Origin of the sequence: Streptomyces sp. NPDC049813 (genome assembly GCF_044465085.1) — a bacterium.
Classification (GTDB): Bacteria; Actinomycetota; Actinomycetes; order Streptomycetales; family Streptomycetaceae; genus Streptomyces.
Genome location: NZ_JBITLI010000023.1, coordinates 80,648 through 94,433, shown reverse-complemented (window position 1 = coordinate 94,433; position 13,786 = coordinate 80,648). Strand labels below are relative to the sequence as shown.

Below are 13,786 nucleotides of genomic sequence, written 5' to 3'. Positions count from 1 at the left end.
CAATCCACACCGAACCGGAAGGCCCTCACCTGTTTCAAGATCCCTCAGCCGAGACCTGCCTCACCGTCCACAACCTCCCAGGACAGAACACCTAGTGCGCGAAGGGGGCCCCAGGGGACCGCTCGCCAGGAGCGAGAGCCCACACCAGTGCGGGCCGCCAAGCCTGACGGCCGGTCAGTGTGGCGGTCTCGCTCACCTTGGCGAACAGTCCCAAGCCTTTACGGGTTGAGGGACTTCGTCGTGTACTGGCCGCAGCTTCTAAGTCGCTGGTTGTTGGATGCACCTGCCGCGTCGATTTCCGTTTCGCTGATGCACGGGCGCCTCAGGGGCCCCGTCCGGTTCGCCATCTACGCAACGACGGCCTGAGTGCTGCCCCTCGCTGTATGGGGGCTTCAAAGAAGTCGACGCGCAGGCTGGGCGGTGCATGGTGGCTGGTGTGTCCGTACTGCGGTCTGCCACAGGAACGGGTGGCGACGATCGAACATCGTCTGGCCTGTCCCGAGCAGACCCTCCCGGACCTGTGGCCGTGGTTGACGAGCCTGTGAGGGGAGAACGCACGGCAGGCGGAACGGCTGAACGAGCCTGACTCTCCCCGCCCTCCTGAGGAGTGGCCGGACGCCGGAGGTCACCACAGGGCCGCTCAGGGCGGCCTACGGCTGCACATGCCCGCAAACGCAAGAAGACCCCGACGTCAGCGTCTCCGCTGATGACGGGGTCTTTAGGCACCCAATTCAAGGTGCCCCCGGCAGGATTCGAACCTGCGCACACGGCTCCGGAGGCCGTTGCTCTATCCCCTGAGCTACGGGGGCGTCCGCCGCTTGGTGTGCGGCGACGGGTAGAACCCTACCAGCTCATCCGGGGTCCTCATGAACAGGTATTTGCGGGCGGGGAGCGGAGTGGGGGAGGGGTGCGGGGACCCCGGGCAGGGGGGTGGGGCGGCCTGGTTCCCCTGTACGGGGTGGAAGTGGGGAAAACCCGGACGCGGTGGTGGGGGCCGACCTACTCTCGAGGTGTGCCAGGCGCTTCCGGCCGGGTCCTCGTTGTGGACGACAACAAGGTCATCCGGCAATTGATCAGGGTCAATCTCGAGCTTGAGGGCTTCGAGGTCGTGACCGCGGCCGATGGTGCCGAATGCCTGGACGTGGTGCATCAGGTGCAGCCCGATGTCGTCACCCTGGACGTGGTCATGCCGCGTCTCGACGGCATGCGGACCGCCGCGCATCTGCGTGAGGACACCCGGACCAAGGGCCTGCCCATCGTCCTCGTCAGCGCCTGCTCCCAGCCTGAGGTGGAGAGCGGGCTCGAGGCCGACGTCGACGCCTTCCTCTCCAAGCCCTTCGAGCCGAGTGAACTCGTCGGTGTCGTGCGGCAGTTGTGTGCTCAGGGGCGAGCCGTGGAGGCGGCCGCGCCGTCAGCGCCGTCCGTGGGGTCCGGTTCCGCCGTGGCTTCTGTCTCGGCGGCTGGTTCGGATCAGGTCGAGGGTGGCCCTGCGGGTGCGAGGGCGGGTGCAGGTGCGGGTGACAGCGAGGCCGATGCCCCGCGCGCGTCCCGCCCCGACACCGGTGGGTCCGCTCGGGTCACCGATGAGTCCCAGCACATCAGCAGCGTCGCGGACAACACCTGACCGTTCGCGTCGCGTATGCGCGCGTCGTGGTCCAGCCCGGTTCCGTCCGCCGCCGCCCGCAGCGGACACCCCTTACGTCCGCATGCCGGACCATCCGCCAAATCGAGTCGCCTACCCACCCCCCTCCTCCCCTACGCTTGTCCCCGTGACCCCCGCAGAGCTCTCCCACACCGTCCTGTGCGCCGTGCGCCGCGCGGTCGACGCGGGTGAGCTTGATGCCGCCGCCGCGGAGCCGGGGGCCGGGCGTATCGTCGTCGAGCGGCCTCGGCCCGGTGGGTACGGGGATTACGCCACGAACGTCGCGTTGCAGCTGTCCCGGTCCGCCGGGCGGCCCCCGCGGCAGGTCGCCGAGGTCCTCAAGGGCTATCTGGGAGAGAGCGACGGGATCGCCGGCGTCAGTGTCACCGGGCCCGGGTTTCTCAATCTCCGGCTGCGGGACTCCGCCGCCCCCGCGCTCGTCGCGCGCATCCTGCGGAGCGGCCTCCGTTACGGGTTCGCCGACGAGCCCGGCACCCCCTACCGGCCCGCCGCCCCCGGCGATCACGATCACCCCGCCCACGCCGGTCACCCGGCCCGCCCCCAGCACCCCCCCGTACACCTCCACGCCCCCCAAGAGCTCCGGGCCCTCGTCGTCATGGACGCCGCCGCCCGCATCCTGCGTTCCCAGGGCGCCCTCGTGCGGACGAGCTGCGACGCCCCGCCCCTCCCCGAGTGGACCCAGGTCCTCGGCGTCGAGGTCGACACCGTCACCAACCCCGCCTCAGACGCCCCCGCCCCAGACGCCCCCGCCCAGGGCACCCAGGCCCCTGGCACCCCCGTCCCAGGCACCCTCATCCGCCCCACCCCCGCGCCGACCACGTCCCCGGACACCCTCGGCCCGCCCACCCCCACCCCCACCCTCCCCCTCGCCCTAGGGCGCGACGCCGCCCGCTGGGCCCTCCTCCACCCCGCCCCCCACGACCCACCCCACCTGGGCGGAGCCCTCGTCCAGCGCGACAGCAACCCCCTCTTCCGCGTCCAGTACGCCCACGCCCGCACGCACGCCCTGCGCCGGAACGCCGCGGACCTGGGGTTCGCCGCCGAGCCCGGTGGCGTCAGCGGGCAGGAGGAGCTGCTGGCCGTCCTCGCCGATCACCCCCGGGTCCTGCGCCGCGCCGCGCACCACCGTGGCCCCGACCGGCTCGCCCGGCACCTCGTCGAGGTCGCCGGGCTCTTCCTCGCGCGCCTCGACGCCACCGTGCTGCCCCAGGGCGAGGAGAAACCCTCGGCCGCCCACCGCGCCCGGCTCGCGCTCGCCGAAGCCACCGGGACGGTGCTGGCCGGCGGCCTGTCCCTGCTCGGTATCGACGCCCCCGCACACCTGTAGAGAAGACGAAGAGAGCGCCCCGCAGTCATGAGCCGTTCCGCACACCCCGCAGGCCCCCGCCACGCCGACGTGCTGCCCGACGGGCACTACACCGCCCCGCCCGCCGACCTGAACGCCCTCGACCCGAAGGTGTGGGCGCAGACCGTGGCGCGTACCGCCGACGGCGGCGTCCGGGTCGGGGGGATCGAGGTGGCCCGGCTCGCCGAGGAGTTCGGCACCCCGGCCTACTTCCTCGACGAGACCGACTTCCGCGCCCGCTGCGCCGCCTGGCGGGACGCCTTCGGGCCGGACGCCGACGTCTTCTACGCGGGCAAGGCCTTCCTCTCCCGTGCCGTCGTGCGGTGGCTGCACGAGGAGGGGCTCAACCTCGACGTCTGCTCCGGCGGCGAGCTGGCCACCGCGCTCTCCGCGGGGATGCCGGCCGAGCGCATCGCCTTCCACGGCAACAACAAGACCGAGGAGGAGATCGAGCGCGCCGTCGAGGCCGGTGTCGGGCGCATCGTCCTCGACTCCTTCCAGGAGATCGTCCGCGTCGCGCACACCGCCGACCGGCTCGGCAAGCGCCAGCGCGTGCAGATCCGGGTGACCGTGGGCGTGGAGGCGCACACCCACGAGTTCATCGCGACGGCGCACGAGGACCAGAAGTTCGGCATCGCGCTGGCCGGCGGGCAGGCCGCGGAGGCCGTGCGGCGGGCCCTGAAGCTGGACGGTCTCGAGCTCATCGGGATCCACTCGCACATCGGGTCGCAGATCTTCGACATGGCCGGTTTCGAGGTGGCCGCGCGGCGCGTCGTCGGCCTGCTCGCCGAGGTGCGCGACGAGCACGGCGTGGAGCTGCCGGAGATCGACCTCGGCGGCGGCCTCGGCATCGCGTACACCAGCGACGACGACCCCCGCGAGCCGCAGGAGATCGCCAAGGCGCTCGACGAGATCGTCCGGCGCGAGTGCGAGGCGGCCTCGCTGGCGACGCCGCGGATCTCCGTCGAGCCGGGGCGCGCCATCGTCGGCCCGACCGCCTTCACGCTCTACACGGTCGGCACGGTCAAGCCGCTCGACGGGCTGCGCACGTACGTCTCCGTGGACGGCGGCATGTCGGACAACATCAGGACCGCGCTGTACGACGCCGAGTACACGGTCGCCCTCGTCTCCCGCCGCTCGGACGCGGAGCCGATGCTGGTCCGCGTCGTCGGCAAGCACTGCGAGAGCGGCGACATCGTCGTGAAGGACGCGTTCCTGCCGGCCGACGTCGCGCCCGGCGACCTGATCGCCGTCCCGGCCACCGGCGCGTACTGCCGCTCCATGGCCAGCAACTACAACCACGCGCTGCGCCCGCCGGTGGTCGCCGTGCGCGACGGTGCGGCGCGGGTGATCGTCCGGCGTGAGACGGAGGAAGATCTCCTGCGACTCGACGTCGGATGATGAAATATCTGTCTCATCATCCGGACCGGGGGCAGAAACCCCGGTCCGGTGGGTGAGACTGGACGCACCGTAGACAACCGTAGAGAACCGCACGAGCAAGCGGCTGCAGAAGTAGTAGAGGAAACGAGGTCGGATGATGCGTACGCGTCCGCTGAAGGTGGCGCTGCTGGGCTGCGGGGTAGTCGGCTCAGAGGTGGCGCGCATCATGACGACGCACGCCGCCGACCTCGCCGCCCGCATCGGCGCCCCCGTGGAGCTCGCCGGAGTCGCCGTGCGCCGCCCCTCGAAGGTGCGCGCGGGCATCGACCCGGCCCTCGTGACCACGGACGCCACCGCCCTCGTGAAACGGGGCGACATCGACGTGGTGCTCGAAGTAATCGGAGGGATCGAGCCCGCGCGGACCCTCATCACCACCGCCTTCGAGCACGGTGCCTCCGTCGTCTCGGCCAACAAGGCGCTGCTCGCCCAGGACGGCGCCGCCCTGCACGCGGCCGCCGCCGAGCACGGCCGGGACCTGTACTACGAAGCCGCCGTCGCCGGCGCCATCCCGCTGATCCGCCCGCTGCGCGAGTCGCTCGCCGGGGACAAGGTCAACCGCGTCCTCGGCATCGTGAACGGGACGACCAACTTCATCCTCGACGCCATGGACACCACGGGCGCCGGGTACCAGGAAGCCCTCGACGAGGCCACCGCGCTGGGGTACGCCGAGGCCGACCCGACCGCCGACGTCGAGGGGTTCGACGCCGCCGCCAAGGCCGCCATCCTCGCCGGTATCGCTTTCCACACGCGCGTGCGTCTCGACGACGTCTACCGCGAGGGCATGACCGAGGTGACCGCCGCCGACTTCGCTTCCGCGAAGGAGATGGGGTGCACCATCAAGCTGCTCGCCATCTGCGAGCGGGCCGCCGACGGGGGTTCCGTCACCGCCCGCGTGCATCCCGCCATGATTCCGCTCGACCACCCTCTCGCCTCCGTGCGCGGCGCCTACAACGCCGTGTTCGTCGAGGCGGAGGCGGCCGGGCAGTTGATGTTCTACGGACCCGGTGCCGGCGGCTCGCCGACCGCGTCCGCCGTTCTCGGCGACCTCGTCGCCGTCTGCCGCAACCGCCTCAACGGCGCGACGGGACCCGGCGACTCCGCGTACACGCAACTGCCCGTCTCACCCATGGGCGACTCCGTGACGCGGTACCACATCAGCCTCGACGTGGCCGACAAGCCCGGTGTCCTCGCCCAGGTGGCGACGGTCTTCGCCGAGCACGGTGTCTCCATCGACACCGTGCGGCAGTCGGTGCGCAAGAGCGGCGGCGACGACGCCGCCGTCGAGCAGGGCGGTGGACGGGCGGGCGGCGAGGCCAGCCTCGTCGTCGTCACCCATCGCGCGGCGGACGCGGCCCTCACCGGGACCGTGGACGCGCTGCGTCAGCTCGACACCGTGCGCGGTGTCGCCAGCATCATGCGTGTTGAAGGGGAGTAGCAGCGATGACCGGAATGACCCACCAGTGGCGCGGCATCATCGAGGAGTACCGGGACCGGCTCCCGGTGACCGGCACCACGCCGGTCGTGTCGCTGCGCGAGGGCGGCACGCCGCTCGTGCCGGCGCAGGTGCTCTCCGAGCGCACGGGCTGCGAGGTCCACCTGAAGGTGGAGGGCGCCAACCCGACCGGTTCCTTCAAGGACCGCGGCATGACCATGGCCATCACCAAGGCCAAGGAGGAGGGCGCGCAGGCCGTCATCTGTGCCTCCACCGGCAACACCTCCGCCTCCGCGGCGGCCTACGCCGTGCGCGCCGGCATGGTCTGCGCGGTGCTCGTGCCGCGCGGCAAGATCGCGCTCGGCAAGATGGGCCAGGCGCTGGTCTACGGCTCGAAGATCCTCCAGGTCGACGGGAACTTCGACGACTGCCTCAACCTGGCCAGGAGCCTGTCGGAGAACTACCCGGTGGCGCTGGTCAACTCGGTCAACCCGTTCCGCATCGAGGGCCAGAAGACGGCCTCGTTCGAGATCGTGGACGCGCTCGGCGACGCGCCCGACATCCACGTCCTGCCGGTCGGCAACGCGGGCAACATCACGGCCTACTGGAAGGGCTACAAGGAGTACGCCGGTGCCGCCGGGGACACGGTCGCGTCGCGTACCCCTCGTATGTGGGGTTTCCAGGCTTCCGGTTCCGCGCCGATCGTGCGCGGCGAGATCGTCAAGGACCCCTCGACGATCGCGACTGCGATCCGCATCGGGAACCCGGCCTCGTGGGACTTCGCGCTCGCCGCGCGCGACGAGTCCGGCGGCTTCATCGACGAGGTGACGGACCGTGAGATCCTGCGCGCCTACAAGCTGTTGGCGTCCCAGGAGGGTGTCTTCGTCGAGCCCGCGTCGGCCGCGTCCGTCGCCGGCCTGCTGAAGGCCGCCGAGCAGGGCAAGGTCGACCCCGGCCAGAAGATCGTCTGCACCGTCACGGGCAACGGCCTGAAGGACCCCGACTGGGCCGTCTCCGGGGCCCCGCAGCCGGTCACCGTGCCGGTCGACTCGGCCGCGGCGGCCTCCCGCCTCGGTCTCGCCTGACCGCGTCCGCGACGCCGGCCGCCCGTCGACCGGGCGCGTCGGCGGCGGGGGTGCACAGGGGGCTTACGACACGCATCGTGCGCCTCTTGTGCGCCCTATGTCGCCACAGAACCTTCCTTCGATAGGCTGTACCGAACCCGCCCGCCGCATATGCCGCGGTGCTGTCGCCGTTCCGTCGTTTTCCGGCGCGTCGCCGCCGTGGTCCCGTCGTTCGCGGCCCGGGTGCGACGTACACAGCACAGAACATCGGAAGTCTCGGAAGTCTCGGAAGTTCTCGAACACCTCGACCGTCGTCCCTCTCGCAGATCTCGTCAGTCCCGCAGTCTTCGAAGTTCCCGAAACGTCCCGCAGCTCAAGGAGAGTCATCGAGCGATGGCCGGTCCCGCGTTCCGCGCCGCCGCCGTCAGGGTGCGCGTCCCCGCAACCAGCGCCAATCTCGGCCCCGGCTTCGACAGCCTCGGCCTGTCGCTGGGTCTGTATGACGACGTCGTCGTCAGGGTCGCCGACTCCGGGCTGAACATCGACATCGCGGGCGAGGGCTCCGAGACCCTGCCGCGCGACGAGTCGCACCTGCTCGTACGGTCCCTGCGCACCGCCTTCGACCTGCTCGGCGGGCAGCCGCGCGGCCTGGAGATCGTCTGCGCGAACCGCATCCCGCACGGCCGCGGCCTCGGCTCCTCCTCCGCCGCCATCGTCGCGGCGGTCGTCGCCGCCCGCGCCGTGACGATAGGCGGCGACGCCCGGCTCGACGACGCGGCCCTGCTCGAACTCGCCACCGAGATCGAGGGCCACCCCGACAACGTGGCGCCGTGCCTGCTCGGCGGCTTCACCATCGCCTGGACGGAGTCCGGCGCGGGCCGCGCGATCCGCCTGGACGCCTCGCCCGCGGTCGTCCCCGTGGTCTTCGTCCCCGGCAAACCGGTCCTCACCGAGATGGCGCGCGGCCTGCTGCCGCGCACCGTCCCGCACGTGGACGCCGCCGCCAACGCGGGCCGGGCGGCCCTGCTCGTCGAGGCCCTCACCCGGCGCCCCGAGCTGCTGCTGCCGGCCACCGAGGACCGTCTGCACCAGGACTACCGCGCCCCGGCCATGCCGGAGAGCGCCGCCCTGGTGGAGCGGCTGCGGGCCGACGGCGTGCCCGCGATGATCTCCGGGGCGGGCCCGACGGTCATCGCCCTGGTGGAGGACGGAGCGGCCGACAAGGTCGCCCGGCTCGCCGGGGAGGGCTGGGCGGCAAACCGGCTGGCCCTCGACGCCGGCGGGGCGAGCCTGCTGCCGCTCGGCTCGAGCCCTGATTGATCGCGAAGAACGGTTGCCGGATGAAGAGAGGGGGAATGTTTGTTGGATCCGGTAGTGTTAACCTCAAGTCTGCACCCGACCTCACCATGGCGAGGTGCTGTGTGTCCCCGTCAGGGACAACCCTTCTTCCGGGAGCCTCCCCAGCATTTCCGTACGGCGTCCTTCTCTGCCAGGACGCGGTGCTGAAGGCCGGCGAGCATGCTCCGGAACCGGCGTGACCGAGCCGCGTGACACGGATATCCAGTGCACCCGCGGAATCGCGAAGCGCCGTCACCAATGAATTCTTCCGCCTCATCGGCGGACAACCGCCCCGGCACGGTCCGTACAGGCAGGACCACCGCCGGACAGCACGACCGGTCGCCGAGCCAGACAGGCCGACGCCCGCTCCAGGGAAGGACCCTTCGTGAGCGACACCACCGATCTGATGGGCGTGACTGCCGACAGCTCCGCTGCCGCGCCCGCCGCGTCCGCAGGGGATGCCTCCGCTGCGCCTGCCCGGCGGCGCCGCGGTACCGGCCTTGACGGCATGGTGCTGGCCGAGCTGCAGCAGGTCGCATCGGGCCTCGGCATCAGGGGCACCGCGCGCATGCGCAAGAGCCAGCTGATCGAGGTCATCAAGGAGGCGCAGGCGGGTGGCGGTGCCCCCGCGAAGAGCGCCGACGCCGCCGAGACGAAGCCGAAGCGCCGGGCCACCTCGAAGGCCCGTACCGGCGAGGAGCCCGCGGCCGACGCCGCGCAGGCCAAGGCGGAGAGCAAGGCGGAGAAGGCCGACGGCGGCGACAGCGCCGCGGCCAAGGCGAAGAAGACCGCCGCCCAGCAGCAGATCGACATCCCCGGCCAGGGCGCGGGGGACGAGCAGCCCGCGGGCGAGCGTCGTCGCCGCCGCGCCACCTCGGAGGCCGGCAGCCCCGAGGCCGTCACGGCCGAGGCGTCGAACGTGAAGACCGAGCCCAAGCAGGACAAGCAGGACGCCGCCGAGCACAAGGGCGACGGCGGCCAGGACAACGGCAACGACGGCCGGCGTGAGCGCCGCGACCGCCGGGACCGTGGCGAGCGGGGCGACCGCGGCGGCCGCGACCGTGACCGCCGGGGCAAGGGCGACGACCAGGGCGGCCAGGGCGGCCAGGGCAACAAGGACCAGGGCGGCGGCCGGCAGCAGCAGGGCGGCGGCCGGCAGGACCGCGACCGGGGCAACGGCCCGCAGGACGACGGCTACGACGACGACGGCGGCGGCCGCCGCGGGCGCCGGGGCCGCTACCGGGACCGCCGGGGCCGTCGCGGCCGCGACGAGCAGGGCTTCGGCAACGAGCCGCAGGTCTCCGAGGACGACGTCCTGATCCCCGTCGCGGGCATCCTGGACATCCTCGACAACTACGCCTTCATCCGTACCTCGGGCTACCTCCCGGGCCCCAACGACGTCTACGTCTCCCTGGCCCAGGTCCGCAAGAACGGCCTGCGCAAGGGCGACCACGTCACCGGTGCGGTCCGCCAGCCCAAGGACGGCGAGCGCCGCGAGAAGTTCAACGCGCTGGTGCGGCTCGACTCGGCGAACGGCATGGCGGCCGAGTCCGGCCGCGGGCGCCCCGAGTTCAACAAGCTCACCCCGCTGTACCCGCAGGACCGGCTCCGCCTGGAGACCGACCCGGGCGTGCTGACGACCCGCATCATCGACCTCGTCGCCCCCATCGGCAAGGGCCAGCGCGGTCTGATCGTGGCCCCGCCGAAGACCGGCAAGACCATGATCATGCAGGCCATCGCCAACGCGATCACGCACAACAACCCCGAGTGCCACCTGATGGTCGTCCTGGTCGACGAGCGTCCGGAAGAGGTCACCGACATGCAGCGGTCGGTCAAGGGCGAGGTCATCTCCTCGACCTTCGACCGCCCGGCCGAGGACCACACCACGGTCGCCGAGCTCGCCATCGAGCGGGCCAAGCGCCTGGTCGAGCTGGGCCACGACGTCGTCGTGCTGCTCGACTCGATCACCCGTCTGGGCCGTGCGTACAACCTGGCGGCCCCGGCCTCCGGGCGCATCCTCTCCGGTGGTGTCGACTCGACCGCCCTGTACCCGCCGAAGCGCTTCTTCGGTGCGGCCCGCAACATCGAGGACGGCGGTTCGCTGACCATCCTCGCCACCGCGCTGGTGGACACCGGGTCCCGCATGGACGAGGTCATCTTCGAGGAGTTCAAGGGCACCGGCAACGCCGAGCTGAAGCTCGACCGCAAGCTCGCCGACAAGCGCATCTTCCCCGCGGTGGACGTCGACGCGTCCGGTACCCGTAAGGAAGAGATCCTGCTCGGCAGCGACGAGCTCGCGATCACCTGGAAGCTGCGTCGCGTGCTGCACGCGCTCGACCAGCAGCAGGCGATCGAGCTGCTGCTCGACAAGATGAAGCAGACGAAGTCCAACGCGGAGTTCTTGCTCCAGATCCAGAAGACGACGCCGGCGCCGGGCAACGGCAACGACTGACGCTTCCGGAACCGGACAAGTTTCCGGAACAGGACAAGAAGGGCTGGGTCCCACCGCCGTCGCGGTGGGGCCCAGCCCTTTTGCGTGACCGTCGCCCGCGCGGGCGCGCGGAGACCTTCACCACAGGCATAAGCATTCGCGGCCTCCGACAAGCATGCGGCCGCGGACGGAAAAACCGCAGGTGAGCGCGGTGATCCGGCCGAGGCCCGGCACGCTCCGTGGCCGTCGTGCGCCGCTGCGGACACAGAACGCTGTGCAACCCTTCATGGCGGTCCGCCATCACACCGAGTGATGAGCGCAGCGGACGACGGCAGATCGGAGCGAGGAGCACATGCCCGACAGTGACAGCAAGCCCGGGCGTCGCCGCGCCAAGGGCCGCCGCCGCAAGCCGCGCCCCGGGCGGGGCAAGGCGCTGCGGATCGTGGCGTGGAGCGCGGCGGGCCTCGTCGTCCTCGGCGGCACCGGCTGCGGGTACGTGTACTTCCAGCTGAACGGCAACATCAAGAGCGTCGACATCAACCAGGCGCTCGGCGCGGACCGGCCCGACGACGTCGACAACGGCTCGCAGGACATCCTCGTGCTCGGCTCCGACAGCCGCGCCGGCAGCAACCAGAAGGCGGGGGGCGGCACCGACGACGGCAGCGCCCGCTCGGACACCGCGATGGTCGTCCACATCTACAAGGGCCACAAGAAGGCGAGCATCGTCTCCATCCCGCGCGACACCCTCATCGCGCGGCCGTCCTGCACCGACAAGGACGGCACCGACCACCCGGCGCAGGACGACGTGATGTTCAACAGCGCCTACTCCACCGGCGGCGCGGCCTGCGCGGTCAAGACGGTCGAGTCGATGAGCGGCATCCGCATGGACCACTACGTCGAGGTCGACTTCAGCGGCTTCCAGGAGCTGATCGACGACCTCGGCGGCGTCGAGGTCACCACCAGCAAGGCCATCGACGACCCGGACAGCCACCTGGAGCTCTCCGCCGGCACCCACCAGCTCACCGGCGAGCAGGCCCTCGGCCTCGTCCGGACCCGGCACGGCGTCGGCGACGGCAGCGACCTGGGCCGCATCCAGCTCCAGCAGGCGTTCATGAAGGCGCTGATGGACCAGATCAAGCACGTCGGCGTCTTCAGCAGCCCCAAGAAGCTGTACGACCTCGCGGACACCGCCACCAAGTCCGTGACCACCGACTCCGAGCTGGCCTCGGTCAAGGACCTCAGCTCGTTCGCGAACGGGCTCAAGGGCCTCGGATCGAACGACATGAACATGGTGACGCTGCCGGTGCAGTACGACCCCGCCGACGCCAACCGGGTCCTCGTCGACCACGCCAAGTCCGCGCAGGTCTGGAAGGCCCTCAAGGCCGACCGGGCCGTCCCCGGGTCGGCGGGCAGGGGCACCGCCACCGGCACGGCGGACGGCGTCGTGAAGTAGTTCGCGGGCGGGTCCGGCGGGCGCCCCCGCCGGGCTCCGGGAATAGATCCGTACGCACCCCGGTTTTGGGAGATGCGAGCAGTCCTGGCAGACTGGTCCGTCGGCTCCGGTTCACGCTCCCGCAAATCCGCGTCTGCGACCCGGCGCCCTCCCGAACCTAGGAGACACCCTTGAAGCGCGACATCCACCCCGAGTACACCGAGACCCAGGTCAGCTGCACCTGTGGCGCCTCGTTCACCACGCGGAGCACCATCGACTCCGGCACCATCCGTGCCGAGGTCTGCTCCGAGTGCCACCCGTTCTACACGGGCAAGCAGAAGATCCTCGACACCGGTGGCCGTGTGGCCCGCTTCGAGGCCCGCTTCGGCAAGGCTGCCGCTGCCAACAAGTAGCGAGGCTCCAGCGCCGGTCTCCGGTGCCCCGATCGCAGGGGCACCGGGACCGGCGCTTTGCGGTGCACCCCCTATTTTCTGCCCGTGGTATGACCCAGCACCCCGTACACGCAGGAGCCGGAGATGTTCGAGGCCGTCGAGGACCTCATCGGTGAGCACGCCGATCTGGAACAGAAGCTCGCGGACCCGTCGGTCCACGCCGACCAGGCCAACGCGCGCAAGCTGAACAAGCGCTACGCAGAGCTCACCCCGATCGTCGCGACGTACCGCTCCTGGAAGCAGACCGGCGACGACATCGAGACCGCCCGCGAGCTGGGCGCCGACGACCCGGACTTCGCGGCCGAGGTCAAGGAGCTGGAGAAGCAGCGCGAGGAGATCACCGAGAAGCTGCGCCTGCTCCTGGTGCCCCGCGACCCCTCCGACGACAAGGACGTCATCCTCGAGGTCAAGGCCGGCGCCGGTGGCGACGAGTCCGCGCTCTTCGCCGGCGACCTGCTGCGCATGTACCTGCGCTACGCCGAGCGCGTCGGCTGGAAGACCGAGATCATCGACGCCACCGAGTCCGAGCTGGGCGGCTACAAGGACGTCCAGGTCGCCGTGAAGACCAAGGGCGGCAACGGCGCGACCGAGCCCGGCCAGGGCGTCTGGGCCCGCCTGAAGTACGAGGGCGGCGTGCACCGCGTGCAGCGCGTCCCGGCGACCGAGTCCCAGGGCCGCATCCACACCTCCGCGGCCGGCGTGCTGGTCACGCCCGAGGCCGAGGAGGTCGACGTCGAGATCAACATGAACGACCTGCGCATCGACGTCTACCGCTCCTCGGGACCCGGCGGCCAGTCCGTCAACACGACCGACTCCGCGGTGCGCATCACGCACCTGCCCACCGGCGTCGTGGCCTCCTGCCAGAACGAGAAGAGCCAGCTGCAGAACAAAGAGCAGGCGATGCGTATCCTGCGCTCCAGGCTGCTCGCCGCCGCGCAGGAGGAGGCCGAGCGCGAGGCCGCGGACGCCCGCCGCAGCCAGGTCCGCACCGTCGACCGCTCCGAGAAGATCCGCACGTACAACTATCCGGAGAACCGGATCTCCGACCACCGCGTCGGCTTCAAGGCGTACAACTTGGACCAGGTGCTCGACGGTGATCTCGACGCCGTGATCCAGGCCTGCGTCGACGCGGACTCCGCGGCGAAGCTCGCCGCCGCATAACTCTCGTAGATCAGCTCGGAGGACCAGC

9 protein-coding genes, 1 tRNA gene and 1 pseudogene are annotated in these 13,786 nt (G+C 71.2%); 10 read left to right on the top strand and 1 reads right to left on the bottom strand.

Features of this window, described 5'->3' with window-relative positions; translation table 11 throughout:
• Nucleotides 1-737: 737 nt before the first annotated feature.
• Nucleotides 738-809 (bottom strand) — tRNA-Arg (locus tag ACIBW6_RS33385).
• A 155-nt stretch (nucleotides 810-964) separates the two neighbouring features.
• Between ACIBW6_RS33385 and ACIBW6_RS33380 the strand changes: the two are divergent.
• The 10 genes and pseudogenes from ACIBW6_RS33380 to prfA all read left to right on the top strand — a co-directional run.
• Nucleotides 965-1,510 (top strand): annotated as a pseudogene (locus ACIBW6_RS33380) (response regulator); the annotation flags it as partial.
• Between the two features lie 259 nt (nucleotides 1,511-1,769).
• Complete coding sequence (gene nrtL / locus ACIBW6_RS33375; RefSeq protein WP_399066385.1) at nucleotides 1,770-2,990, top strand: ArgS-related anticodon-binding protein NrtL; 1,221 nt, start codon at nucleotides 1,770-1,772, stop codon at nucleotides 2,988-2,990.
• Between the two features lie 27 nt (nucleotides 2,991-3,017).
• Nucleotides 3,018-4,409 (top strand): diaminopimelate decarboxylase, encoded by a 1,392-nt coding sequence (gene lysA, locus ACIBW6_RS33370; RefSeq protein ID WP_399066383.1) that lies wholly within the window; start codon nucleotides 3,018-3,020, stop codon nucleotides 4,407-4,409.
• Nucleotides 4,410-4,542: 133 nt separating this feature from the next.
• On the top strand, nucleotides 4,543-5,883 hold the full coding sequence (locus ACIBW6_RS33365) for a homoserine dehydrogenase (protein WP_399066381.1): 1,341 nt from the start codon (nucleotides 4,543-4,545) through the stop codon (nucleotides 5,881-5,883).
• Between the two features lie 14 nt (nucleotides 5,884-5,897).
• Nucleotides 5,898-6,965, top strand: coding sequence for a threonine synthase (gene thrC, locus ACIBW6_RS33360; protein WP_399066401.1), 1,068 nt, complete (start codon nucleotides 5,898-5,900; stop codon nucleotides 6,963-6,965).
• Between the two features lie 372 nt (nucleotides 6,966-7,337).
• The gene (thrB, locus tag ACIBW6_RS33355) at nucleotides 7,338-8,264 is read left to right on the top strand and encodes a homoserine kinase (RefSeq protein WP_399066379.1); all 927 of its coding nucleotides are present in this window, start codon (nucleotides 7,338-7,340) and stop codon (nucleotides 8,262-8,264) included.
• 403 nt (nucleotides 8,265-8,667) lie between these two features.
• Nucleotides 8,668-10,734, top strand: a complete 2,067-nt coding sequence (gene rho, locus ACIBW6_RS33350; protein WP_399066377.1) for a transcription termination factor Rho — start codon at nucleotides 8,668-8,670, stop codon at nucleotides 10,732-10,734.
• A 331-nt stretch (nucleotides 10,735-11,065) separates the two neighbouring features.
• Entirely contained in the window at nucleotides 11,066-12,166 is a 1,101-nt protein-coding gene (locus ACIBW6_RS33345) for an LCP family protein (protein WP_399066374.1), read from the top strand.
• 170 nt (nucleotides 12,167-12,336) lie between these two features.
• The gene (gene rpmE, locus ACIBW6_RS33340) at nucleotides 12,337-12,558 is read left to right on the top strand and encodes a 50S ribosomal protein L31 (protein WP_363195940.1); all 222 of its coding nucleotides are present in this window, start codon (nucleotides 12,337-12,339) and stop codon (nucleotides 12,556-12,558) included.
• 123 nt (nucleotides 12,559-12,681) lie between these two features.
• Entirely contained in the window at nucleotides 12,682-13,758 is a 1,077-nt protein-coding gene (gene prfA / locus ACIBW6_RS33335) for a peptide chain release factor 1 (protein WP_399066371.1), read from the top strand.
• Nucleotides 13,759-13,786 lie beyond the last annotated feature (28 nt).